Here is a 23,154-nt window from a genome sequence, read left to right as displayed (position 1 = left end):
CATGCGGGTCCGGGGGTTCGTGGCGGTGAGCCTGAAGCTGGTGTTCGGCATCGGCGCGCTGGCCGGCTGCTCGTACTCGTCGAGTGGTGGGGACCGCGGCGGATGTGTCCCGCGCATGACGGCAGCTCCCCGGACGGTGCACCCGGGCGACCGGGTGACGGTGTCCTCGTCGGACGTCTGCGACGTGCCCGTCCCGGACGGCGGGTGGGTGGTCACGGCGCGACAGCCGCTCGAGGACGGCCGCCAGGTGAGCGCGCGGACGGACGAGGCGCTCGACGGGTCCTGGTCGGTGACGGTGGACAGGTTCGAGGACAGCCGCTCGAGGACGGCCGCCAGGTGAGCGCGCGGACGGACGAGGCGCTCGACGGGTCCTGGTCGGTGACGGTGACGCTCCCGGTGGACTTCCCACCGGGCGAGGTCTCGTTCGGCATCGAGAACTGGGACTACTCGACCTGCGCCGACGGCGGGAGCTGCGCCGGACCGTTGGGGGGCTTCACGGTCGAGGCGATGCCGACGGCGATGCCGACGGCGATGCCGACGGCGATGCCGACGGCGATGCCGACGGCGTCGCCCTCGCCCTAGGCTCTGGTGCCCATGAGTGTGATCGCTGACCGGCTCGCCGCACAGCCGACCCTGACGACCGACCGGCTGACGCTCGTGCAGCTCGGGCCGGACCACCTCGACGAGACCATGGCCGCGCTCGGCGACCACGACGCGATGCGCCTCACCGGCACGCGCGGCACGTTCACCCGGGAGCAGGTCCGAGCCCACCTCGATCGGCTGCCCGGCGCCGAGGACCGCGCGGACTTCGCGATCGCGGACGCCGACGGCACGTACCTCGGCGAGGTCGTCCTCAACGAACTCGAGGAGGACGACCTCGCGGTGAACTACCGGATCGCCCTCGCCGGGCCCTCGCTGCGGGGGCACGGCTACGGCACCGAGGCCGGGCGCGCGGTGGTCGACTGGGCCTTCGACGAGGTCGGGCTGCACCGGATCTCACTCGAGGTCTACGCGTTCAACCCCGTCGCACGGCGCTCGTACGAGAAGATCGGCTTCGTCGTCGAGGGCCGTGCGCGTGACGCCCTGCGCTGGGGTGGCGCGTGGATCGATGCCGTGCGGATGGCGATGCTCGACAGCGATCCCCGGCCGCGCTGACACGGGCGCCGAGTCGCGGCGGCCTGGAGCTGACCTACCCCTGCGGCGCGGCTTCCTCCTGCGGTGCTGCTTCCTCCTGGGGCGCTGCGACGTCGAGCGCCCAGATGACGCCGAACCGGTCGCGGAGCTGGCCGGCGAGCGGCGCCCACGCCGACGGTGCCAGCGGCTGCCGGATCTCGGCGCCCTCGGACAGCGCCGCCCAGTACCGCTCGACCTCGGCCGTGTCGTCCCCGTGCACGTACAGGTAGAAGGCGTTCGCACCCTGGTCGTGGGGCTGCCCCGGCCAGACGTCGAAGGCCATCACGCGGAGGCCGGCGTCGGTGGCGACCTGGCCCCAGACGATGCGGTCGGCCCAGGCCGGGTCGTCCGAGGCGCCCATCTGCCCGTAGGTCATGGCGGCGACCTGCCCGCCGAACGCGGCGGCGTAGAAGTCGAGGGCCTCGCGGGCCTGTCCGTCGAAGTTGATGTGTGTGGTCGTCTCGATGCTCATGGGTCGAGCATGTCGAGCGATGCGGTCAGATCCTGTCCGCTTCTCGGACGATACTGATCGACATGGCCGGACCGTCCTCGCGCATGCTCGCCCTGCTCTCACTGCTGCAGGTGCACCGCGACTGGCCCGGCGACGAGCTCGCCGGACGGCTCGACGTCAGCCCCCGCACGGTGCGACGCGACGTGGACCGCCTGCGTGCACTCGGCTACCGGGTCGAGTCACTCCGCGGCCCGGCCGGCGGGTACCGACTCGCGGCGGGTTCCGACCTGCCGCCGCTGCTCTTCGACGACGACCAGGCGGTCGCCATCGGTCTGGCGCTCGCCGTTGCCCCGGCATCCGGAGCGGACATCGCCGAGTCCGCCGCACGGGCACTCGCGACGGTCCGGCAGGTCATGCCAGCGCGGCTCCGTGCGCGGATCGACGCCGTGCAGGCCGTCACGACGACCGGACCGACTCGCACCGACCCGGACGTGCTCGTGGCGGTGGCCGAAGCCGTGCACCTCGGCGAGGTCCTGCGCTTCGGGTACGGGGTCGACGACGCGTCCCGCCATGTGGAGCCGCACGCCATCGTCGCCCGGAACGGCCGCTGGTACCTCCTCGACTGGGACCTCGACCGACAGGACTGGCGCACCCACCGGATCGACCGCATCACCCCGAGGACGCGGACGCGTGTGCGGTTCGCGCCCCGGCCGATCCCGGGCGGTGACGCTGCGACGTTCGTGTCCGCCCGCTTCAAGGGGTCCGACCGGGACGACGTGTGGCCCTGCGTCGGGACCGCGGTGCTCGATGCGCAGGCGGCGACGGTCGCCCCGTACCTCCCACCGGAGGCGGAGCTCGAGGACCTCGGGTCCGGCCGGTGCCGGGCGACACTCGGCTCCTGGTCGTGGGCGGGACTCGCGGCGCGGTTCGCCGGGTTCGCGGCGGACTTCACAGTCGAGGGCCCCGAGGACCTCCGCCAGGCGACGCTCGCCCTGGCCGAGCGGCTGCGGGGAGCGGGAGTCCGTTAGCAGGGCGCATGCGTCCGGCAGGGCGGCGTCAGGGAACCGTTAGGAGCGGCCTGGAGGCGCGGCGCAGGATCCACCATCGGCTCGGCACCACAAGTGGTGCCGGTCCGCGTCGCCCGGCGCGGACACCGCAGATCCTTCTGGAGTTCCTCGTGTTCGACGTCTTCGTCGTCGCCGGTGTCCTCGCCGTGTTCGGCGTGGTGGCACTGATCGCCAAGGGGGTGGAACGGCTGTGATCGGCATCACCATCGCGGCCGCCGTCCTCGGCATCGCAGCAGTCGTGTACCTCGTCTGGGCGCTCGTGCGTCCCGAGCGGTTCTGATGGGGGCCGCAGACGTCTGGGCGGGCATCGTCCAGGTCGCCACCGTCGTCCTGCTCCTCGTCGTCGCCTACCGTCCGGTGGGCGACTGGATGGCGCACGTGTTCACGCCCGTCCGGCACAACCGGGTCGAGCGCGGCGTGTACCGGCTCATCGGCGTCGACCCCGACGCCGAGCAGTCGTGGCCCGCGTACCTCCGCGGCGTGCTGCTGTTCAGCGTTGTCGGGCTCCTCGTCGTCTACCTGCTGCAGCGGATCCAGGTCGTGCTGCCGGGTGACCTCGGGCTGCCGGGGGTCGGACCGTCGTTGGCGTTCAACACGGCGGCCTCGTTCGTGACGAACACGAACTGGCAGTCGTACTCGCCCGAGGTCACGCTGGGCTACAGCGTGCAGATGGCGGGCCTGGCGGTGCAGAACTTCCTGTCCGCCGCCGTCGGCCTGGCCGTCGCCGTGGCACTCGTCCGCGGGTTCGCCCGCCGGCGCACCGGCACGCTCGGCAACATCTGGGTGGACGTCGTCCGGGGGACCGGTCGGCTGCTCCTGCCCGGGGCGTTCGTCTTCGCGATCGTCCTCGTCGCCGGCGGTGTGATCCAGTCGTGGGGCGCCGGTACGGACGTCACCACGCTGGTCGGCGGGACGCAGCACATCCCGGACGGGTTCGTCGCCTCGCAGGAGGCCATCAAGGAACTCGGCACGAACGGCGGCGGGTACTTCAACGTCAACTCGGCGCACCCGTTCGAGAACCCGCAGGCGTGGACGAACCTCGTCGAGGTCTTCCTCATGCTCGTCATCCCGTTCTCACTGCCGCGCACCTTCGGCCGGCTCGTCGACGACGACCGCCAGGGCTACGCGATCCTCGCCGTGATGGGGGCGATCTTCCTCGTGTCGCTCTCGGTGATGTCCATCGCCGAACTCGGAGCGGGCGGTGTCGCCACCCACGCTGCAGGGGCCGCGATGGAGGGCAAGGAGGTCCGCTTCGGGATCCTCGGCACGACGCTCTTCGGCACCACCTCGACCGCGACCTCCACCGGCGCCGTGAACGGGATGTTCGACAGCTTCACCCCGATCGGCGGGATGATGGCGCTCGTCAACATGATGCTCGGCGAGATCTCGCCCGGCGGCGTCGGCTCCGGGCTCTACGGGATGCTCGTGCTCGCCGTCATCACGGTCTTCATCGGCGGCCTGCTGGTCGGCCGGACGCCGGAGTACCTCGGCAAGAAGATCCGTGCCCGCGAGATGACCTTCGCGTCGCTCTACGTCCTCGTCACGCCGACGCTCGCCCTGCTCGGCACCGGCCTGTCCCTCCTCATCCCCGGCGTCCGGGAGCAGGTCCTCGGCACGTCGATCTTCAACCCGGGCAACCACGGGCTGTCCGAGCTGCTCTACGCGTTCACCTCCGGCGCGAACAACAACGGCTCGGCGTTCGGCGGACTGACGGCGAACACGACGTGGATGAACTCCGCGCTCGGCGTCGTCATGCTGCTCGGCCGGTTCGTGCCGATGGTGTTCGTCCTGGCGCTCGCCGGGTCCCTCGCGTCGCAGGACCGGGTCCCGGAGACGGTCGGCACGCTGCCGACCCACCGACCGCTGTTCGTGGTGCTGCTCGGCGGCGTCGCGATCGTCGTCACCGCTCTCACCTACTTCCCGGTGCTCGCACTGGGTCCGCTCGCAGAAGCCCTCGCCCGATGAAAGCCGACACCATGACCACCGCGACCTCCGCGCACGAGGCGACCACCGCCTCCAGGCCGGCCACACGCTCGTCCGCATTCGGGCCCCGTCAACTGGTGGCGGGCCTCCCGGGCGCCCTCCGCAAACTCGATCCGCGACTCATGTGGCGGAACCCGGTGATGTTCATCGTCGAGATCGGGGCCGCGCTCACCACGGCGACCGCGATCGTCGAACCGTCCGTCTTCACGACCGCGATCGCGGTCTGGTTGTGGCTCACCGTCGTCTTCGCGAACCTGGCCGAGGCCGTGGCCGAGGGCCGTGGCAAGGCCCAGGCCGACACGCTGCGGAAGACCCGGTCGACGACCAGCGCGCGCCGCGTCGTGGCCTACGACGGCGCGGACCCGGCCGCGCTGTCCGCCGCGACCGAGGACATCGCGTCCGTCGACCTGGCGAAGGGCGACGTCGTCCTCGTGGTGGCCGGCGAGGTCGTCCCCGGCGACGGCGACGTGATCGACGGCATCGCGTCGATCGACGAGTCCGCCGTGACGGGGGAGTCCGCACCCGTGATCCGCGAGTCGGGCGGCGACCGGAGCGCCGTCACCGGTGGCACCCGTGTGCTCTCCGACCGGATCGTCGTCCGCATCACCTCGACGCCCGGCGAGACGTTCATCGACCGGATGATCCGCCTGGTCGAGGGCGCCGCCCGACAGAAGACGCCGAACGAGATCGCGCTGAACATCCTGCTCGCGTCGCTGTCGATCGTCTTCGTCATCGTCTGCCTGACGATGCAGCCGATCGCGGGGCTCGTCGGAGCGACCGTCAGCGTGCCCGTCCTCATCGCCCTGCTCGTCTGCCTCATCCCGACCACCATCGGCGCCCTGCTCTCCGCGATCGGCATCGCCGGCATGGACCGCCTCGTCCAGCACAACGTCCTCACGATGTCCGGGCGTGCGGTCGAGGCAGCCGGGGACATCACCACCCTGCTGCTCGACAAGACCGGCACGATCACGTACGGCAACCGCCGGGCGTCCCGCGTCGTGCCCGTTCCCGGAGTCACGGTCGACGCGCTGATGGAGGCCGCGGCGCTGTCGTCGGCCGCCGACGGCACGCCGGAGGGGCGCTCCATCGTGGAGCTCGCGGCGGCCTCGGACATCGCTCCGGGCCTGCCGTCCGGCGCCCTGGAGGTGCCGTTCACGGCGCAGACCCGGATGTCGGGCGTCGACCTGGTCGACGGCACCGAAGTCCGGAAGGGTGCCGCCGCTGCAGTGCTGGCATGGGCTGGAACCACCTCGGCCGGTGTGGCAGAGGCGATCGACGCCACCGTCGCCGAGATCTCCGACGCCGGTGGGACCCCGCTGGTGGTCGCTCGACGCTCGCCCTCGGGCGAGGCCTCCCTGCTCGGCGTCGTGCACCTCAAGGACGTCGTCAAGGACGGCATCGCCGAGCGCTTCGCCGAGCTCCGGAGCATGGGCATCCGCACCGTGATGATCACCGGCGACAACCCCCGCACCGCGGCGGCCATCGCGGCCGAGGCCGGCGTCGACGACTTCCTCGCCGAGGCCACGCCGGAGGACAAGCTCGCCCTCATCCGCAAGGAGCAGGAGGGCGGCAACCTCGTCGCGATGACCGGGGACGGCACGAACGACGCCCCGGCCCTTGCCCAGGCGGACGTCGGCGTGGCGATGAACACCGGGACGACCGCGGCGAAGGAGGCCGGCAACATGGTCGACCTCGACTCCGACCCGACGAAGCTCATCGACGTCGTCCGGATCGGGAAGCAGCTGCTCATCACCCGCGGCGCGCTCACCACCTTCTCGATCGCGAACGACATCGCCAAGTACTTCGCGATCATCCCCGCGATGTTCCAGGTGGCGTTCCCCGGGCTCGCGGCGCTCAACGTGATGGGGCTGCACAGTCCGTCGTCCGCGATCCTCAGCGCCGTCGTCTTCAACGCGCTCGTCATCGTGGCGCTCATCCCGCTGTCCCTGCGCGGCGTGCAGTACCGCGCCGCCTCGGCCTCGTCGATCCTCGGCCGCAACCTGCTCGTCTACGGGCTCGGCGGCGTCATCGTCCCCTTCATCGGCATCAAGCTCATCGACCTCGTCGTCGGTCTCATCCCGGGATTCTGATCATGTCTGTTCGCTCCTCTGTCCGTTCCGCCGGTGTGGCCGTCCGCCTCACCCTGCTCGCCACGGTGGTGCTCGGCATCGCCTACCCGCTCGCCGTCTGGGGTGTCGGGCAGGCCGCGTTCCCCGCGCAGGCATCGGGCTCGATCATCCGCTCCTCGGACGGCACGGCCGTCGGCTCCTCGCTCATCGGGCAGTCCTTCGCCGGTCGCGGCTCGGACCGCTGGTTCCAGTCACGGCCGAGTGCCGCGGGTGAGCAGGGCTACGACGCCGGTGCGTCGTCCGGCTCGAACCTCGGGCCGACCAACCCCGACCTCGTCAAGGCGGTCGAGGAGCGCCGCGCCGCCGTCGCGAAGGCGGACGGGGTGTCGCCCTCGGACGTGCCGGCGGACGCCGTGACGGCGTCGGGCTCCGGCCTCGACCCGGACATCAGCCCGGACTACGCGGAGCAGCAGGTCGCACGGGTGGCGTCGGCGCGGGGCCTGTCCGAGGCGACGGTGCGCTCGCTCGTCGCGGAGCACACCGAGTCGCGGCAGCTCGGGTTCCTGGGCGAGCCCGTCGTGAACGTCCTCGAGCTGAACCTCGCCCTGGCGAAGCGGTCCTGACCGTGCCGAGGCTGGTGCGTCTGCGCGGCGCACAACCGAAGTCGCGTCGAACCGCGGAATCGCGCGGCGCGAGTCCGCTTCGGTTGTGCACCGCGACGACACCCGCCGGACGCGAGAGGATGAGCACGTGAAGCGCGGGAAGCTGCGGGTCCTGCTCGGTGCGGCGCCCGGTGTCGGCAAGACGTTCACGATGCTCGAAGAGGGCCGTCGCCTGCTCGACGAGGGCCGCGACGTGGTCGTCGCCGTCGTGGAGACCCACGGGCGCGCCGCCACCGCGGCACTCGTGGACGGCCTCGAGGTGGTCCCGCGCCGCACGGTCACGCACCGCGGCGTGGAGCTCGACGACCTGGACCTCGACGCGGTGGTCGCCCGGGCGCCCGAGGTCGCACTGGTCGACGAGCTCGCGCACACGAACGCCCCCGACGGCCCGCACGAGAAGCGCTGGCAGGACGTCGAAGCACTGCTCGCCGCGGGCATCGACGTCATCTCGACCGTGAACGTGCAGCACATGCAGTCCCTCGGCGACGTCGTGCGCGAGATCACGGGGACCGTGCAGCGCGAGACGGTGCCGGACGCCGTGGTGCGGGCGGCCGACCAGATCGAGGTGGTGGACCTCGCGCCGGCGGCACTCCGCGAGCGGCTCTCGGACGGTGTGGTGTACCCGGCGGCGCGGATCGACGCGGCCCTGTCGAACTACTTCCGCCTCGGCAACCTCACCGCCCTGCGGGAGATCGCCCTGCTCTGGCTCGCCGACGAGGTCGACGACGCCCTGAAGGCCTACCGTGCCGAGCACGGCATCGACCACCGCTGGGAGACCCGCGAGCGCGTGCTCGTGGCGCTGACCGGCGGTCCGGAGGGCGAGACACTGCTCCGTCGCGGTGCGCGGATCGCCGCCCGGAGTGCCGGTGGTGAGCTCGCCGCGGTGCACGTCACGACGAACGACGGCCTGCGCGAGCGACACCCCGGCGCCCTCGGCAAGCAGCGCGCCCTGCTCGAGCAGCTCGGTGGGACCTACCACCAGGTGGTCGGCGACGGCGTGCCCACGACGCTCGTGCGGTTCGCGAAGTCGATCGACGCGACGCAGATCGTCATCGGGGTGAGCCGGCGCACGCGAGTGGCGGCCGCGCTCACGGGACCGGGCATCGGCAACACGGTGATCCGCGAGTCCGGGGACATCGACGTGCACGTCGTCACGCACGAGCGTGCCGGCGGCGGGTTCGCCCTGCCCAAGCTCGGCGGCAGCCTGTCGCGCGGACGCATCGTCGCCGCGTTCGTGCTCTCGGTGGTCGCCGGTCCGCTGCTGACCTGGCTGCTGTCGTTCACCACGGACCCGGACGCGATCACGGTCGACGTGCTCGCGTACCAACTGCTCGTGCTCGTCGTCGCCCTGGTCGGCGGGATGTGGCCGGCCGTGTTCGCCGCGGTGCTGTCCGGGCTGAGCCTCGACTTCTTCTTCGTCCAACCCCTGCACATGGTGACGGTGCAGCAGCCCTGGCACCTGGTCGCCCTCGTCATGTACGTCATCAGCGCGGTGCTCGTCAGCTTCGTCGTGGACCGCTCGGCCCGCCGTTCCCGGGCCGCACGCCGAGCGGCCGCCGAGTCGGGGCTCCTCGTCGGGATCGCCGGCAGCGTGCTCCGCGGCGACGACGCCCTGCAGGCGCTCCTCGACCGCACCCGGGAGGCCTTCGGCTTCGCCGGCGTCCGGATCCGCCAGGGCGACGAGGTCCCGGCCGCGTCGGGGACGTTCGGCGAGACGCCGGACGCGGCCACGCGCCTCCCGTCCGGTGCCGTCCTGGAGTTCGCGGGCGCACCCGACGACCCGACCCAGCGACGGCTGCTGCGCGTCGTCGAGCAGCAGCTCGACGCCGCCGTCGAACACCGCGAGCTCACCCGCACCGCCGTCGACGCGGAACGGATCGCGGCGGCGGACCGGGTCCGCAGTGCGATCCTCGCGGCCGTCGGCCACGACGTGCGGCGGCCGATCGCCGCCGCTTCAGCGGCTGTGCAGACGCTCCGTGCGTCCGACATCGAGCTGTCGCAGACCGACCGGGAGGCGCTGCTCGCGACCGCCGACGAGAGCTTGCGACAACTGGCGGTGCTGTTGGCAGACCTGCTGGACGTCAGCCGCGTGCAGGCCGGGGTGCTCGCGGTCACGCCCGTGGCCATCGCCCTCGAGACGGTGGTCGCCCCGGCACTCGACGAGCTCGAGCTCGGACCGGACGACGTCGACCTCGACCTTCCCGCCGAGCTGCCGCCGGTCCTCGCCGACGCCGTGCTGCTGCAGCGGGTCGTCGTGAACCTGCTCGCGAACGCCGCCCGGTACGCCCCGGACGGCACCCGGGTCCGCGTGGCCGCGAGCGCGTTCGGCGGCGGCGTCGAACTGCGCGTCGCCGACCACGGCCCCGGCATCCCCGAGGACCGCCGCGGCGAGGTCTTCCAGCCGTTCCAGCGACTCGGTGACACCGACAACGACACCGGACTCGGCCTCGGGCTGGCGCTCGCACGCGGCTTCACCGAGGGGATGGGCGGCACGATCGAGGTCGACGACACCCCCGGCGGTGGCCTCACCGTCGTGGTGCGGCTGCCGATCGCCGGGCACGTGGGAGTGGACGTCCGATGAAGGGCAGTGCTCGATGAAGGTCCTGATCGCCGACGACGACGCCCAGCTCGTCCGGGCGCTCGCCGTGACGCTCGCCGCCCGCGGCTACGACGTCGTCACCGCCCGGGACGGCCGTGCCGCGATCGACTCGGTCATCACCGAACGGCCCGACCTGGTGCTCCTCGACCTCGGGATGCCGCGGCTCGACGGCATCGGGGTGCTCGAGGGTGTCCGGGCGTGGTCGCAGGTACCCGTGCTGGTGCTGTCGGGGCGCACGGACTCGTCCGACAAGGTCGACGCCCTCGACGCCGGTGCGGACGACTACGTGACGAAGCCGTTCCAGATGGACGAGCTGCTCGCACGGCTCCGGGCACTCGGGCGTCGTCGGCAGGCCGTGGTCGACGAGGCCCCGACGATCCGGGTCGGGTCGCTCGTCGTCGACCTCGTCGCGAAGCAGGTGACCCCCGAGGAGGGCCCGGCGATCCGCCTGACGCCGACCGAGTGGCGGCTGCTCGAGGTCCTCGTCACGAACCCGGACCGGCTGATGACCCGCGAGATGCTCCTCACCGAGGTGTGGGGGCCGTCGCACGGCAACGACTCCGGGTACCTGCGGCTGTACATGGCGCAGCTCCGCCGGAAGCTGGAGCCGGACCCCGCGCACCCGCGCTACCTCGTCACCGAGTCCGGCATGGGCTACCGCTTCACGCCGGGCGGCTGACGGCGGCTGAAACTGCTGTCGTGTCGCTGTCGTGGCACTGTCATCCCCGTGTCGTGGTGCGGGCGAGCGCCGTTCCCTAGGGTTCGGGACATGAACGACATGCGGATCACGGAGCTGCGCCGACTGCGCGGCTGGACCCAGGAGCGACTTGCCGAGGAGAGCGGTGTCGCCGCGCGGACCGTGCAGCGCATCGAGGGCGGCAACGACGGGAGCCTCGAGTCGCTGTCCGCCATCGCGCGAGCCCTCGGGGTGCCGGTCCGCGACCTGTTCGCGGAGACCGACGCGGCCGTGTTGCAGCCGGAGGTCCGAGGGCACGACGAGCGTGCGGCGGTGGAGCAGGAGCGCCGCGACGCGTTCCGGCGCGCATGGCGGTACCTGTTCTCCGGCACCGGGGTCGGAGTGTCGATCCTCACCGTCGTCCTCATCAGCGCACACGTCTGGCCCGGAGTCGCCGTCCTCGTCGTCGGCGCGTACTGGGCCGGAGGAGCGCTGGTCGGCCGGTTCGTGATGTCGACGGTCATCGAGCCGTGGCTGGACCGACGGTACCCGCTCTCCCGCGCGTGGCCATCGGCCTGAGGCGTACAGGACCGTCACACTTCGGGGCACCCGCCGAGCGTCACGCCGGGCGGCTGACGGCGGCGAGCTCCGCCCGGGTGCGGGCACCGTGCTTCCGGAGCAGGTTCGCCACGTGGTACTTCACCGTGTTGAGGCTGATCCCGAGCCCGTCCGCGATCTCCCGGTTGCCGACGCCCGTCGCCACGAGCCGCAGCACGTCCTGCTCGCGCGGGGTCAGGTCCGAGGCGTCGGCCACGGCCGGGGTGCTCGGCGGCGGGTCGAGCGGGATCGTGATGTCGAGCACGGACCCCCACCCGGCCGTGGAGTCGACGTGGAGTCCGCCGTCGAGCGCGACGACCCGCTCGGCGATCGGCCGCATCGCGTCGTCGTGGGCGTCGAGCGTGCCGGCGCCGTCGTCCCGCAACTGCATGAGGAGGTTCCGGCCGTCGCAGTCCCACTGGATGCGCACCCGTCGTGCGGCGCCTTCATCGACGAGGGCGAGCACCGCCGTCCGGACGATGGCGCGGGCACTGTGCGCGACGTCGCCGGGCAGCGCGCGACCGGTCGCCGGCGGCTCGACGAACTGCACGTCGAGGTCGCCGAAGCGGACCAACGGGCGGAGGTCGGCCCGCAGTCGCGAGAAGGCACCCGTGACGGGTTCGAGGAGCGCACCGCGCTGCCGGTCCGTCACGGTCCGCAGGTCGACGAGCGCCGCCGATGCGATCTCGACCGCCTCGGCACGTGACGCGGCGTCGCCGACCCGGGGCGACCGGAGGACGGCGAGCACCGACTCCAACGTGAGCGCATGGCGGTCGGCCTGCTCGGCCACGGTCCGGACGTGGTCCGCCAGCGCGAGCCGTCCTGCGGGGTCGAGCCGCGCCTCCAGGCCGTCGTCGTCCCTGGTGTCGCTCGATGCGTCGGTCACGCGATCCACCGTACGACGCCCACCCGACCGGGTGGGGCCACCCGATCGGACGGGACTCCCGCCGTGTCGGGTAGCGGCGCGGGATGCCCGACCGGACCAGGATCGACCCCATGCCCGAAGCGCCCGTCTCCGTCACCGACGCCCTCGCCCTGATCGTCGGCGAGGCCGACGGACTCGACTCCCGTGTCCAGGGCGACACCGCCGCCGCAATCGACCTGGTCGAGCGGGCCGGACGCGTGTTCGTCCACGGTGCCGGCCGCTCCGGACTCGCCCTCCGGATGACCGCCATGCGGCTCATGCACCTCGGGCTCGACGTGCACGTCGTCGGCGAGGTGACCACACCCGCGATCCACGAGGGCGACCTCCTGCTCGTCGCGAGCGGCTCGGGGACGACGGGCAGCATCGTGCAGGCCGCACGGACGGCGACGGAGGTCGGTGCCTCGGTGCTCGCCGTGTCCACCACGGACGACTCCCCGCTGGCAGAACTCGCCACGGTGACCCTCGTGATCCCCGCCGCGACGAAGACCGACCGTTCGGGATCCGCCTCCGGCCAGTACGCCGGCAGCCGGTTCGAGCAAGCGCTCGTGCTGCTCGGCGACGCACTCTTCCACGCCCTGTGGACGCGGAGCGGGCACTCCGCGGACGACCTGTGGCCCAGCCACGCCAACCTCGAATGACAAGGAACACCATGCAGCTGCAGTTCGCCATCGACACCCTCACCACCGAAGCCGCCCTCGAACTCGCCGCCCAGGCAGCACCGAGCGTCGACGTCCTCGAGCTCGGCACCCCGCTCATCAAGAGCGCCGGCGTCTCCGCGATCACCGCCATCAAGGAGGCGCACCCGGACAAGACGGTGTTCGCCGACCTCAAGACGATGGACGCCGGCGAGCTCGAGGCCGACATGGCCTTCGCCGCCGGTGCCGACCTGGTGACCGTGCTCGGCGTCGCCGGGGACTCGACCATCGTCGGGGCCGTCGCCGCCGCCGAGAAGCACGGCAAGGGCGTCGTCGTCGACCTCATCGGTGTCGCCGACAAGCCCGCCCGTGCCCGCGAGGTCGTCGCCCTCGGCGCCGTGTTCGTCGAGGTGCACGCCGGCCTCGACGAGCAGGCGGAGGACGGGTTCACGTTCGAGACGCTGCTCGAGGCCGGGAAGGCCTCCGGGGTGCCGTTCTCCATCGCGGGTGGCGTGAAGGCGTCGTCGATCGCGGCGGTGCAGGCCTCCGGTGCGATCGTCGCCGTGGCCGGCAGTGCGATCTACAGCGCGTCCGACGTCGCCGCTGCGGCCGCCGAGCTGCGCGCTGCGATCACGGAGCCTGCGGCGGTCTGAGGCCGGGCGCCGCGCTCTTGGTGAGCAGAAATGGTCGGGTGCCCTGGCGGCACTCGACCATTTCTGCTCACGAACGCACGGTGGCGTCCCCACGAACGAGCGGTAGCGTCGAGACGTGACGATCGAGCTGCGCCGCGTGACCGCGGACGACTGGGAAGCCTGGCGCGCCGTGCGGCTCGCGGCACTCGCCGAGGCACCCACCGCGTTCGGGTCGACCCACGCCGACTGGGCCGAGGCGCCCGAGCACCGCTGGCGGACCCGGTTGTCGATCCCGGGAGCGCTCGACCTGGTGGCGTACGAGGACGGCGCGCGGCCCGTCGGACTCGCCACCGGCGTGCCGAACCCCGACGGCCCGGACCCCGACGGGCGGGACCACGCCGAACTCATCTCGATGTGGGTCGACCCCGCAGCACGGGGGCGGGGCATCGCACGGTCGCTCATCACCGCGATCGCCGACTGGGCCGCAGCTTCGGGAGCGTCAGCCCTGGAGCTCTCCGTGATGCCGGACAACGCCCACGCCCGCCGCACCTACGAACGCGCCGGCTTCACCGTGGCCGACACCCTCGGCGACGCTCTGCCGGACGGTCGCCACGAGGTCGTCATGCGCCGAGACCTCACCCCAGGACGCACGGCCGACGTGCCGCAGGAAGCAGGACGACCGTGAACCGTGCACTCCGCTGGACCGCGTGGGTCGTCGCCGTGATCGTGCTGCTCGCCGTGGTGTTCCTCGTGTGGGCGAACATCGTCATGCAGGGCACACGGAGCGCAGCGCTGCAGGTCTGGCGCGACGACCGGGTGGCGGTCCGTGACGCGGGGGACTCCGTGGTGATGACCCCGACCGGCTCCGCGAACGGCAAGGGCATCGTCTTCATCCCGGGTGCGAAGGTCGATGCGTACGCCTACATGGCGACGTTCCGGCAGGTGGTCGCGTCCGGCACGACCGTGGTCATCACGAAGCCGACGCTGCACCTCGCGTTCTTCGACACGCGTGGGCTGTCGACCTTCGAGGCGCACGCCCCGTCGGTCGCCACGTGGGCGGTCGGCGGGCACTCGCTCGGCGGGGTGCGAGCGTGCCAGCTCGCGCAGGACGCCGACGGGCTCCTGCTGCTGGGCAGCTACTGCGCGAACGACATCCGACGCTCGTACATCGACGTGCTGAGCGTGTCGGGTTCGCGGGACGGCCTCTCGACGCCGGTCAAGGTCGCGGCTGCCCGGCACCTCCTGCCGACGACCGCGACGATGACCGAGATCGAGGGCGCGAACCACGCCGACTTCGGGGCCTACGGCGACCAGCCGGGGGACCGGACGGCGACCATCAGCCGGTCCGAGGCCCGTCAGCAGATCGGCGACGCCGTCGACGAGTGGGTGCGCGGCCTGGGCTGAGATCACGTGTGGTCGCGTGACGGGGGCGGGTCGCGCCTCCAGTCGGATCGCCGGCTTGGTCACGCGACGTGACGGCCTGGAGGCGCGACTCGCGTCCGGTCAGCGGATGACGCCCGCCTCGTGGTCGTGCCCGGATCGGCGTCCCGTGAACCGGGCGACGAAGTACAGCACGACCCCCACGGCCAGCAGGATGGCGGCGTAGAGCCAGACCTGCCCGCTCTGCTGCGTGAGCAGCAGGATGCAGGACGCGACGCCGAGCACCGGGACGAACGTCCAGACCCGGAAGTGGTCGTGCTCGACCCGGTCCTTCCGCAGCACGAGCACGGCGACGTTCGTGCTGATGAACACGAACAGCAGCAGGAGCACGACGGTCTCGGCGAGGACCCCGACGTCGCCCACCAGGGTCAGGAGCATCGCGACGACGGTCGTCGCGATGATCGCCGTCCACGGGGTCTTCCGGTTCGGCAGGACCTTGCTGAGGACGGCGGGCAGGAGCCGCTGCTCGGCCATGCCGTACGTCACGCGGCTCGACATGATCATCGTCAGGAGTGCGCCGTTGGCCACCGCGACCAGGGCGATGAGGCTGAACACCCAGTCCGGGATCGGGACGCCGGTCGCGGAGACCACGGCGAGGAGCGGGCCGCTCGACTCGGAGAGCTCCGAGGCGGGCAGGGCGATCGAGCTCGCGAGGGCGACCAGCACGTACACGACGCCGGCGGTGGCGAGGGCGCCGAACAGGGCCTTCGGGTAGACCCGGCGGGGTTCGCGGACCTCCTCCGCGATGTTCGCCGACGTCTCGAACCCGACGAACGAGTAGTAGGCGACGATGGCGGCGCTGAGGGTCGCGAGGGCGGGGTTCGCCTCGGCGGGGAACGCTCCGATCCGGGAGACGTCGCCGCCTCCGCCGCCGAGCATGACGGCGACGACCACGATGACGATCACCAGACCGGAGACCTCGATGATCGTCATCACGACGTTGCTCTTGAGCGAGTCCGAGATGCCGCGGGCGTTGAGGCACGCGATCAGTGCGAGGAAGACGATCGCGGTGGGCACCGGGGGCAGGTCGACGAACGTACCGAGGTAGTCGCCCGCGAAGGCCAACGAGAGCCCTGCGGCGCTCGTGACGCCTGCGGCCAGCATGCTGAAGCCGACGAGGAACGACACGATCGGTGCCTTGTACGCCCGCTCCGCGAACACGGCGGCACCGCCTGCCTTCGGGTACTTCGTGACGAGTTCCGCGTAGGACCCGGCGGTCAGCAGCGCCAACAGGAGCGCGAGGACGAGCGGTGCCCAGAGTGCGCCGCCGACGTCCTTCGAGAGGGTGCCCATCAGGGCGTAGATCCCGGCGCCGAGGACGTCGCCGAGGATGAAGAGGTAGAGGAGCGGGCCGGTGATCGCCTGCTTGAGCTTCGAGCCGTCGGTGCGCTGGCCCTCGGCGGCTACGGTGTCGCTGGTCATGGTGGTGCCTTCCGTCCCGGCCAGGGTGTCCGACCCTTCCTCAGAACCCTCTCAGGCCGGTGCTCGCAGGCTGTCCCCTCCACAGGGAACGTGCGTGTGAACTCTTTCCACACCTGCCGCGGCGTGCCTGAGCACCGCTCCTGGAGCGGTCCTAGACTCGTCCGGAAGGAACGCCGAAGCCCGCCCTAGGAAGGCCGCACATGACCACGCCGGACCGGCGCACCCCCGCGCGACTCGCTGACCAGCGAGCGCTCCTGTTCGACCTCGATGGTGTCCTCACCCCGACCGCCGACGTCCACATGCGCGCGTGGAGCCGGCTGTTCACGCCGTACCTGGCGGCGCACGGCGTCGCCCCGTACACGGAGCAGGACTACTTCGCCTCCATCGACGGCAAGCCGCGCTACGACGGCGTGCGGTCCCTGCTCGAGTCCCGCGGCATCGACCTGCCGCAGGGCACCCCCGACGACCCGCCCGACGCCGACACCGTGTGCGGACTCGGCAACCGGAAGAACGCCGAGTTCACCGCGGAGCTGACGGAGCACGGCGTGGAGCCGTACCCCGGCTCGCTCCGGTTCCTCGTCGCCGCGATCGACGCCGGCCTGTCCGTCGCGGTGGTCTCCAGCTCCGCGAACGCCACCCAGGTGCTGCGCACGGCGGGCATCCTCGAGCGCTTCCCGGTGGTCGTCGACGGTCTCGTCGCGCGTGAAGACGGTCTCGCCGGCAAGCCCGCACCCGACACCTACCTCGACGCCGCCGGCCGGTTCGGGCTCACCCCGGCCGAGTGCGTCGTGGTCGAGGACGCCACGAGCGGGGTCGCGGCGGGCCGGAACGGCGCCTTCGGGCTCGTCATCGGCGTCGACCGCGGTGCCGGGGCCGATGCCCTGCGCGAGCACGGCGCCGACGTCGTCGTGCGCGACCTCGACGAACTGGTCGGCGAGCTGCCCCGGCCGACCACCAGCGCGACGTAGGCCGCACGGCCGAGGCGATCCGCGCCTCCAGGCCGACCACGCGCACCCGAACGCGCGCACCCACGCACCCCACTTCCTCCCTCCCTCCCCACGGAGCAGCATGAACCCCCTCACCTCGGACCCCCTCGACCGCGTCCGGTACCCCATCGACGAGTGGGCGCTCGTCGAGACCGAGTACTCGCCCGACGAACAGGGCGTCGCGGAGACGAACTTCGCCGTCGGCAACGGGTACCTCGGCCTCCGCGGGAACCTCGACGAGGGCCGCGGCGGCGTGCAGTACGGCACGTACATCAACGGCTTCCACGAGACGTGGCCGATCCGTCACGCCGAGGACGCCTTCGGGTTCGCGAAGACCGGCCAGACGATCATCAACGCGCCCGACGCCAAGGTCATCCGGCTGTACGTCGACGACGAGCCGCTCGTCCTGGCCGAGGCGGACATCCTCCGGCACCACCGGCGGCTCGACTTCCGCGGCGGGTACCTGTTCCGCGAGACCGAGTGGTCGACGCCCTCGGGCAAGCGGGTCCTCATCCGCGCACGCCGACTGGTGTCCTTCACCGACCGGCACCTCGCCGTCATCGACTACGAGGTGACCGTGCTCGACGCGGACGCCTCGATCCTGCTGTCCAGCCAGATCCTCAACCGGCAGGACGTGCAGGACGAGTACCACGCCGGCATGCGCGCCGCCGCGAACGCCTTCGACCCGCGCAAGGCCGAGGCGTTCACCGAACGCGTGCTCGAGCCGAAGCTGAAGCGCAGCACCGGCGGTCGCTCCCTGCTCGGGTACCAGGCGGCGAGCTCCGGCATGACGATCTGCGTCGGGGTCGAGCACCACCTCGAGACCGAGAACAGCTGGGACGAGTCCTCGTCGATCGAGGACGACCTCGCGAAGCACGTCTACCGGGTGCAGGCCCGTGCCGGCAAGCCGATCCGGCTGACCAAGCACGTGGTGTACCACACGTCCCGTGGGGTGCCGGCGCGTGAACTGGCCGACCGCTGCGACCGCACCCTCGACCGGTCCCGCGCAGAATCCGTCGACGCCGTGTTCGCGCGGCAGGCCGAGTGGATGGACGACTTCTGGGCCCGCAGCGACGTCGAGATCGCCGGGCAGCCGGCGCTCCAGCAGGCGGTGCGCTGGAACCTCTTCATGCTCGCGCAGGCCACCGCCCGCACGGACGGGCACGGCATCGCGGCGAAGGGCGTCACCGGCTCGGGCTACGGCGGGCACTACTTCTGGGACATGGAGATCTACGTCCTGCCGTTCCTGTCGTACACGGCGCCGATCGTCGCCCGGAACGCGCTGCGGTTCCGCTACAACATGCTCGACGCCGCCCGTGCCCGCGCCCGTGAGCTCAACCAGCACGGCGCACTGTTCCCGTGGCGGACCATCAACGGCGAGGAGTCCAGCGCCTACTACGCGGCGGGCACGGCGCAGTACCACATCGACGCCGACATCGCCCATGCGCTGATGCAGTACGTCCGGGCCTCGGACGACCGCGAGTTCCTCAAGCGCGGTGCGATCGACATCCTCGTCGAGACCGCCCGCCTGTGGGAGGACCTCGGGTTCTGGCGCTCCAACGGCGACCAGAAGTTCCACATCGACGGCGTCACCGGTCCGGACGAGTACACGACCGTCGTCGACGACAACCTCTACACGAACGTGATGGCCCGGGCGAACCTGTGGTTCGCGGTGAACGCCTGCCGCGAGCTCGCCGCCGACGACCCGGAGGAGTACGACCGCATGGTGCGGCGCACCGGGCTGCAGGCGCAGGAGATCGCCGACTGGGAGCACGCGGCCGAGTCGATGGAGATCCCGTTCGACCCGCACCGCGGCATCCACCCGCAGGACGCGCAGTTCCTCGACAAGGAACTCTGGGACCTCGAAAACACGCCCGAGAGCAAGCGCCCACTGCTCCTGCACTACCACCCGCTGGTCATCTACCGGTTCCAGGTGCTCAAGCAGGCCGACGTCGTGCTCGCGCTGTTCCTGCAGGGGCACGAGTTCACGGCTGCCGAGAAGCGTCGCGACTTCGACTACTACGACGCGCTCACCACCGGCGACTCGACGCTCTCCGCCGTCGTGCAGTCGATCATGGCTGCCGAGGTCGGCTACCACGACCTCGCCCAGCAGTACTTCCAGACGGCGCTCTACGTCGACCTGGCGGACCTGCACGGCAACACCACGGACGGCGTGCACATCGCGTCAACGGGCGGCATCTGGGGCGGCCTCGTCAACGGGTTCGGCGGCATGCGGGACCACGGCGGTCGGATGACCTTCAACCCGCGCCTGCCGAAGGACTGGGAGCGCCTGACCTACCGCCTGACGGTGCGCGGCTCCCGGGTCCGCGTCGACGTCGAGGAGACGCAGATGACCTTCACGGTCGAGACCGGCTCCGGCTTCACGGTGTGGGTGCACAACCAGCAGTGGGACATCACCGTCGGCGAGCCGACCGTCGTCCCGCTGCCGCACCACGGGCCGCGGATGACCGGCCGCGCCCCGACGACGAGCGACATCCAGGGCACGCTCCGCGCGGACGGGTCGGTGGTCACGGCCTCCATCCCGACGATCTCCCTCGACCGCGATCTCGACGCCGACGACACCACAGCCTGACACCGTCGCGGCTGCGGCTGCGGCTGCGGCTGCGGCTGCGGGCGCGGGTGCGTCGCGGGTGCGGGTGCGGGTGCGCCGCGGGTGCGGCGTGGTGCACCTCCGAACGCATCCAGCCGAGTGCGGGCACCGTGGTGCGCCGTGCCTCTCGGGCCGATGGCGACTCTCCGGGCACGACCGTGCAACGAGAGGAGACATCATGGGCAACCGGTTCGAGGGCAAGGTCGCGATCGTCACGGGAGCGGGGTCCGGCATCGGCGAGGCCACCGCGCGGGCGTTCATCGACGAGGGCGCATCCGTCGTGCTGACGGACAGCGTGGACGAGAAGGTGCGCGCGGTGGGGGACTCCCTGCCGACCGACCGCACGGTGGTGCTGCAGGCCGACGTCGCGAGTCCCGACGACTGGGAGACGGTGGTCTCCGCGGCGGTGGACCGGTTCGACCGCGTCGACGTGCTCGTGAACAACGCAGGCACGTTCAGCTCGGGCGACATCACGGACATCAGCACGGACGAGTGGCGTCGGGTGATCGAGACCGACCTCTCCGGAGTCTTCTACGGCACCCGTGCAGCGCTGCCCTTCCTCCGTGAGACGAAGGGCTCGATCGTGAACACCTCGTCGGTCTCCGGCGAGGACGCGGACTGGCGGATGAGCCCGTACAACGCGGCCAAGGGCGGCGTGACCAACTTCACGAAGGCCGCCGCGCTCGACAACGGACAGTTCGGTGTGCGGGTGAACGCGGTCGCGCCGGGGCTCATCTGGACCGACCTCACGCAGGAGCAGGCGGAGGACGACGAGCTCAGGGAGCAGTTCGCCGAGCGGATCGCGCTCGGCCGTGGTGGCCGTTCAGAGGAGGTCGCTGCCGCGGTGCTCTTCCTGGCGAGCGACGCGGCGTCGTTCATCACGGGTGCGATCCTGCCCGTCGACGGCGGCACGACCGCGAGCAACGGGCAGCCGCCGCAGTCCTGACGTGCCGTTCAGCCAGCGACGAGCTCGACCTTGAAGCGCTCGGCGTCCTCCAGGAACGCGGCGTGGTGGTCGGGTCCGCCGGCGTTCGGGTGCCGGTCCTCGTACAGGCGGACCCAGCCGTGGTCGGGTGCCGCGTCCCACATCCGCGCGACGTCGCTGCGGTCACCGGCGTGGAAGGCGACGTGGCTCAACCCCGGCCGTCGACGGTCGTTCGCCCCGTCGAGCGGGGCGGACTCGAGCACGATGTACCCGTCGCCGAGTCGCCAGCTCCGGCCGTGGTCCCACTGCTGGAACGGCTCGTAGCCGAGCTCGCCGAGGAGCCATGCCCAGGCGGTTCCGGCCGACTCGAGGTCGGCGGTCCGGAGTTCGACGTGGTGGACGCGTCCCCGCGTCACAGGAGCTTCCGGAGCGTGTTCGCGTTCCGGGTCGTCGTCGTCCGCTTGAAGCGTGCGGCGCCGGCCCGCTTCGCGAAGACCGTGTCCGTGCTGGAGCCCTTCGGGCACGACCAGTAGACGACCCCGGAGCCGCGGGCGACCCGTTCGACGGACTCGTCGAGCTGGAGGTCGGCGAGCAGCTCGTCGAGTGCGTCCTCGTCGGAGCCGAAGAGGACGTAGTCGTGGCGGTCCTCGGCGGAGTCGAACGGGAAGCCGTCGAGGATCTCCGACAGGGTGTCGTGCGGGACGAGCACGATCCACGCGTCGTAGCCGAACCGGTCGCGGAGCGCCGACTCGATCGTCGTCTTCACGGCCGACGACGGGCCGCCGTCCGCCGTGAACACGACGTTCCCCGACGCGAGCACCGTCCGGACATCACCGAACCCGAGTTCGCGGAAGAGCGAGGCGAGCGCCGCACTCGTGATGGTGATCCCGTTGACGTTCACTCCGCGCAGCAGCGCGACCCACCTGGCCATTCCGGCACCGTACCGCGCCCGTCCGAAGGGGGCGCGCCTCCCGTCCCCCTCTTGCGTTCAAAACACGTTCTGAATACGCTCGACCCATGACGCTCCTCGCCCCGTGCCGCTCACGGCGTTCCGTGCAGTCCTCGGACCTCTCGCGCCATGCGAAGGACGTCTTCGCTGCTGCCGAGCAGGAGCCGCTCGAGGTCACGCGGCGGGATGGGAAACCGCTGGTCCTGACGACGAAGGAACGCTCCGACGACGACGAAGCGGTGCTGGAGATCGCGGCACAGTTGCTCGCGGCGGTGACGGTGAACGAGCAGCTCCCGCTGCACGATCGCCTCGCGATCCCGTACCCGTGGCTGAAGCTCCTGAGCCGAGCGGACCAGCAGCGCTTCGCGAAGGAGATCGTCGACGTTGCGCGTGGGTCGTTCTCACTCCGGCAGCCTCGCCGCCTGCTGCTCGAGATGCAGGCCTGGCGGAACTCCGCCGAAGCGATCGCCGCCGGGTGGGACTCGACCGAGCCGGACATGCTCGAGAACCCTGCTCCCGTCGAGAAGCCCTGATCGATGGCCGGGCGACGCGCAGGTGTCGCGCGCCCCGTGCGCACGCCGCACAACCGAAGTCACTCCGAACCGGACGATCGCGTGGTTCAGACGCACTTGCGTTGTGCGAAGCGCACTCCGAGCGCACAGGGAAGCGCGCAGCGAAGCGCACTCCGACGCACACCTCGGAGCAGCAGCAGCGCCGATCCGGTAGACGGGACGCATGACGAACGACGACGCCCAGGGACCGGACGACCAGCACCAGGTGCCCGAGGGGGTGTCCGAGGCGACCGTCGAGGCCCTCGGCACGCTGTCGGCCGCCGTCGAGGTCATCGAGCACGCCCGCGGTCTGCTGTACGGGTTCCACCGGCTCACCGGCACCGCTGACCTCAACCTCGGCGAGGCCGTCGAACAGCTCCGGAAGGCGGGGCACACGGAGCTCGCCGACCGGATCGACACCGAGCTGGTCGGGCGGAACGTCATCGCCGGACGGTGGACGTTCCAGGTCGTCGAGGACTACGACGACGGGTACTACGCCCTCGCGAAGGAGCTCGAGCGGACCGCGCGCGACGAACTCGTGCAGGGGCGTCGGCACCTGTTCGAGGCGGGCATGAAGGAGGACCGGCGCACCGAGGGTCGGCGTCACCACGAGGCGACGCCGAGCGACCTGCCGGACTGACCACGGGCCTCCCGGCCGACGCGGCCGACCGCGGCCCCGCGCGCCCGCCGTCGCACAACCAAGGACGGCTCGCGCCACGGAATCCCGTGGCGCGAGCCGTCTTTGGTTGTGCCGGGCCGAACCGGACCGGGCCAAACCGGACCGAGACGAGCCCGCCCGAG

At 71.6% G+C, this 23,154-nt stretch carries 26 protein-coding genes; 21 read left to right on the top strand and 5 right to left on the bottom strand.

Annotated features, from left to right (window positions below):
* The first annotated feature begins 1 nt into the window (after nucleotide 1).
* From DEJ28_RS17385 to DEJ28_RS17375, 3 genes are read left to right on the top strand one after another with little or no spacing between them, the layout of a single operon-like run.
* A complete protein-coding gene (locus tag DEJ28_RS17385; protein WP_284180759.1) occupies nucleotides 2-340 on the top strand; it encodes a hypothetical protein in 339 nt (112 codons plus the stop codon).
* A complete protein-coding gene (locus DEJ28_RS17380) occupies nucleotides 337-582 on the top strand; it encodes a hypothetical protein (protein ID WP_284180758.1) in 246 nt (81 codons plus the stop codon). Before DEJ28_RS17385 ends, DEJ28_RS17380 begins: the two co-directional genes overlap by 4 nt.
* Nucleotides 583-594: 12 nt before the next feature.
* Nucleotides 595-1,155 carry a GNAT family N-acetyltransferase gene (locus DEJ28_RS17375; RefSeq protein WP_111114442.1) on the top strand — a complete coding sequence of 187 codons (561 nt, stop codon included), beginning with the start codon at nucleotides 595-597 and terminating at the stop codon, nucleotides 1,153-1,155.
* Nucleotides 1,156-1,189: 34 nt separating this feature from the next.
* Here DEJ28_RS17375 and DEJ28_RS17370 read toward each other — a convergent pair whose 3' ends face one another.
* Nucleotides 1,190-1,645, bottom strand: coding sequence for a VOC family protein (locus DEJ28_RS17370; RefSeq protein WP_111114441.1), 456 nt, complete (start codon nucleotides 1,643-1,645; stop codon nucleotides 1,190-1,192).
* A gap of 62 nt (nucleotides 1,646-1,707) precedes the next feature.
* On the opposite strand from DEJ28_RS17370, the gene DEJ28_RS17365 reads away from it, so the two are divergent.
* From DEJ28_RS17365 to DEJ28_RS17325, 9 genes are all read left to right on the top strand, one after another.
* A complete protein-coding gene (locus DEJ28_RS17365) occupies nucleotides 1,708-2,652 on the top strand; it encodes a helix-turn-helix transcriptional regulator (RefSeq protein WP_111114440.1) in 945 nt (314 codons plus the stop codon).
* An 8-nt stretch (nucleotides 2,653-2,660) separates the two neighbouring features.
* Nucleotides 2,661-2,885 (top strand): hypothetical protein, encoded by a 225-nt coding sequence (locus tag DEJ28_RS17360; RefSeq protein WP_146248795.1) that lies wholly within the window; start codon nucleotides 2,661-2,663, stop codon nucleotides 2,883-2,885.
* A complete protein-coding gene (locus DEJ28_RS17355) occupies nucleotides 2,882-2,971 on the top strand; it encodes a potassium-transporting ATPase subunit F (RefSeq protein WP_017887940.1) in 90 nt (29 codons plus the stop codon). Before DEJ28_RS17360 ends, DEJ28_RS17355 begins: the two co-directional genes overlap by 4 nt.
* Complete coding sequence (gene kdpA, locus DEJ28_RS17350) at nucleotides 2,971-4,656, top strand: potassium-transporting ATPase subunit KdpA (RefSeq protein ID WP_111114439.1); 1,686 nt, start codon at nucleotides 2,971-2,973, stop codon at nucleotides 4,654-4,656. The genes DEJ28_RS17355 and kdpA overlap by 1 nt, the downstream gene beginning before the upstream one ends.
* An 11-nt stretch (nucleotides 4,657-4,667) precedes the next feature.
* Entirely contained in the window at nucleotides 4,668-6,764 is a 2,097-nt protein-coding gene (gene kdpB / locus DEJ28_RS17345) for a potassium-transporting ATPase subunit KdpB (RefSeq protein ID WP_111114438.1), read from the top strand.
* A gap of 2 nt (nucleotides 6,765-6,766) precedes the next feature.
* The gene (kdpC, locus tag DEJ28_RS17340; RefSeq protein ID WP_111114437.1) at nucleotides 6,767-7,366 is read left to right on the top strand and encodes a potassium-transporting ATPase subunit KdpC; all 600 of its coding nucleotides are present in this window, start codon (nucleotides 6,767-6,769) and stop codon (nucleotides 7,364-7,366) included.
* A 127-nt stretch (nucleotides 7,367-7,493) separates the two neighbouring features.
* Nucleotides 7,494-9,986: an ATP-binding protein gene (locus tag DEJ28_RS17335; protein ID WP_111114436.1), complete on the top strand. Its 2,493-nt coding sequence runs from the start codon at nucleotides 7,494-7,496 to the stop codon at nucleotides 9,984-9,986.
* 13 nt (nucleotides 9,987-9,999) lie between these two features.
* Complete coding sequence (locus DEJ28_RS17330; RefSeq protein WP_111114435.1) at nucleotides 10,000-10,683, top strand: response regulator; 684 nt, start codon at nucleotides 10,000-10,002, stop codon at nucleotides 10,681-10,683.
* A gap of 90 nt (nucleotides 10,684-10,773) precedes the next feature.
* On the top strand, nucleotides 10,774-11,259 hold the full coding sequence (locus DEJ28_RS17325; RefSeq protein WP_111114434.1) for a helix-turn-helix domain-containing protein: 486 nt from the start codon (nucleotides 10,774-10,776) through the stop codon (nucleotides 11,257-11,259).
* Between the two features lie 40 nt (nucleotides 11,260-11,299).
* On the opposite strand, the gene DEJ28_RS17320 is transcribed toward DEJ28_RS17325, so the two are convergent.
* Nucleotides 11,300-12,163 carry a helix-turn-helix transcriptional regulator gene (locus DEJ28_RS17320; RefSeq protein ID WP_258367906.1) on the bottom strand — a complete coding sequence of 288 codons (864 nt, stop codon included), beginning with the start codon at nucleotides 12,161-12,163 and terminating at the stop codon, nucleotides 11,300-11,302.
* Between the two features lie 110 nt (nucleotides 12,164-12,273).
* On the opposite strand from DEJ28_RS17320, the gene hxlB reads away from it, so the two are divergent.
* The 4 genes from hxlB (at nucleotide 12,274) to DEJ28_RS17300 (ending at nucleotide 14,873) form a co-directional block, all read left to right on the top strand.
* Complete coding sequence (gene hxlB, locus DEJ28_RS17315) at nucleotides 12,274-12,840, top strand: 6-phospho-3-hexuloisomerase (protein WP_258367905.1); 567 nt, start codon at nucleotides 12,274-12,276, stop codon at nucleotides 12,838-12,840.
* Nucleotides 12,841-12,851: 11 nt separating this feature from the next.
* The gene (hxlA, locus tag DEJ28_RS17310; RefSeq protein ID WP_111114432.1) at nucleotides 12,852-13,490 is read left to right on the top strand and encodes a 3-hexulose-6-phosphate synthase; all 639 of its coding nucleotides are present in this window, start codon (nucleotides 12,852-12,854) and stop codon (nucleotides 13,488-13,490) included.
* Nucleotides 13,491-13,605: 115 nt separating this feature from the next.
* The gene (locus DEJ28_RS17305; protein WP_111114431.1) at nucleotides 13,606-14,154 is read left to right on the top strand and encodes a GNAT family N-acetyltransferase; all 549 of its coding nucleotides are present in this window, start codon (nucleotides 13,606-13,608) and stop codon (nucleotides 14,152-14,154) included.
* Nucleotides 14,151-14,873 carry an alpha/beta hydrolase gene (locus DEJ28_RS17300; RefSeq protein WP_181433606.1) on the top strand — a complete coding sequence of 241 codons (723 nt, stop codon included), beginning with the start codon at nucleotides 14,151-14,153 and terminating at the stop codon, nucleotides 14,871-14,873. The genes DEJ28_RS17305 and DEJ28_RS17300 overlap by 4 nt, the downstream gene beginning before the upstream one ends.
* A 99-nt stretch (nucleotides 14,874-14,972) precedes the next feature.
* On the opposite strand, the gene DEJ28_RS17295 is transcribed toward DEJ28_RS17300, so the two are convergent.
* Nucleotides 14,973-16,331, bottom strand: coding sequence for an APC family permease (locus tag DEJ28_RS17295; protein ID WP_111114430.1), 1,359 nt, complete (start codon nucleotides 16,329-16,331; stop codon nucleotides 14,973-14,975).
* Between the two features lie 200 nt (nucleotides 16,332-16,531).
* Here DEJ28_RS17295 and DEJ28_RS17290 point away from each other — a divergent pair, with 200 nt between their 5' ends.
* The 3 genes from DEJ28_RS17290 to budC all read left to right on the top strand — a co-directional run bounded on the left by DEJ28_RS17290 (nucleotide 16,532) and on the right by budC (nucleotide 20,874).
* A complete protein-coding gene (locus DEJ28_RS17290; protein ID WP_111114429.1) occupies nucleotides 16,532-17,299 on the top strand; it encodes an HAD family hydrolase in 768 nt (255 codons plus the stop codon).
* Between the two features lie 100 nt (nucleotides 17,300-17,399).
* Nucleotides 17,400-19,910, top strand: a complete 2,511-nt coding sequence (locus DEJ28_RS17285) for a glycoside hydrolase family 65 protein (protein WP_111114428.1) — start codon at nucleotides 17,400-17,402, stop codon at nucleotides 19,908-19,910.
* Nucleotides 19,911-20,106: 196 nt separating this feature from the next.
* Nucleotides 20,107-20,874 (top strand): meso-2,3-butanediol dehydrogenase, encoded by a 768-nt coding sequence (gene budC / locus DEJ28_RS17280; protein ID WP_111114427.1) that lies wholly within the window; start codon nucleotides 20,107-20,109, stop codon nucleotides 20,872-20,874.
* 8 nt (nucleotides 20,875-20,882) lie between these two features.
* On the opposite strand, the gene DEJ28_RS17275 is transcribed toward budC, so the two are convergent.
* Together DEJ28_RS17275 and DEJ28_RS17270 are read right to left on the bottom strand one after the other, a co-directional pair.
* Nucleotides 20,883-21,269 carry a VOC family protein gene (locus tag DEJ28_RS17275; protein WP_111114426.1) on the bottom strand — a complete coding sequence of 129 codons (387 nt, stop codon included), beginning with the start codon at nucleotides 21,267-21,269 and terminating at the stop codon, nucleotides 20,883-20,885.
* On the bottom strand, nucleotides 21,266-21,784 hold the full coding sequence (locus tag DEJ28_RS17270; protein WP_111114425.1) for a DUF1697 domain-containing protein: 519 nt from the start codon (nucleotides 21,782-21,784) through the stop codon (nucleotides 21,266-21,268). The genes DEJ28_RS17275 and DEJ28_RS17270 overlap by 4 nt, the downstream gene beginning before the upstream one ends.
* A gap of 86 nt (nucleotides 21,785-21,870) precedes the next feature.
* Here DEJ28_RS17270 and DEJ28_RS17265 point away from each other — a divergent pair, with 86 nt between their 5' ends.
* Both DEJ28_RS17265 and DEJ28_RS17260 read left to right on the top strand, forming a co-directional pair.
* Complete coding sequence (locus DEJ28_RS17265; protein ID WP_111114424.1) at nucleotides 21,871-22,335, top strand: prevent-host-death protein; 465 nt, start codon at nucleotides 21,871-21,873, stop codon at nucleotides 22,333-22,335.
* A gap of 202 nt (nucleotides 22,336-22,537) precedes the next feature.
* On the top strand, nucleotides 22,538-22,993 hold the full coding sequence (locus tag DEJ28_RS17260) for a hypothetical protein (protein WP_111114423.1): 456 nt from the start codon (nucleotides 22,538-22,540) through the stop codon (nucleotides 22,991-22,993).
* The last annotated feature ends 161 nt before the right edge of the window (nucleotides 22,994-23,154 follow it).

Origin of the sequence: Curtobacterium sp. MCPF17_002, assembly GCF_003234115.2 — a bacterium.
In the GTDB taxonomy this organism is placed as follows: Bacteria; Actinomycetota; Actinomycetes; order Actinomycetales; family Microbacteriaceae; genus Curtobacterium.
The sequence above is the reverse complement of the archived record's forward strand: the minus strand, read 5'-3'. Positions and strand labels throughout refer to the sequence as shown.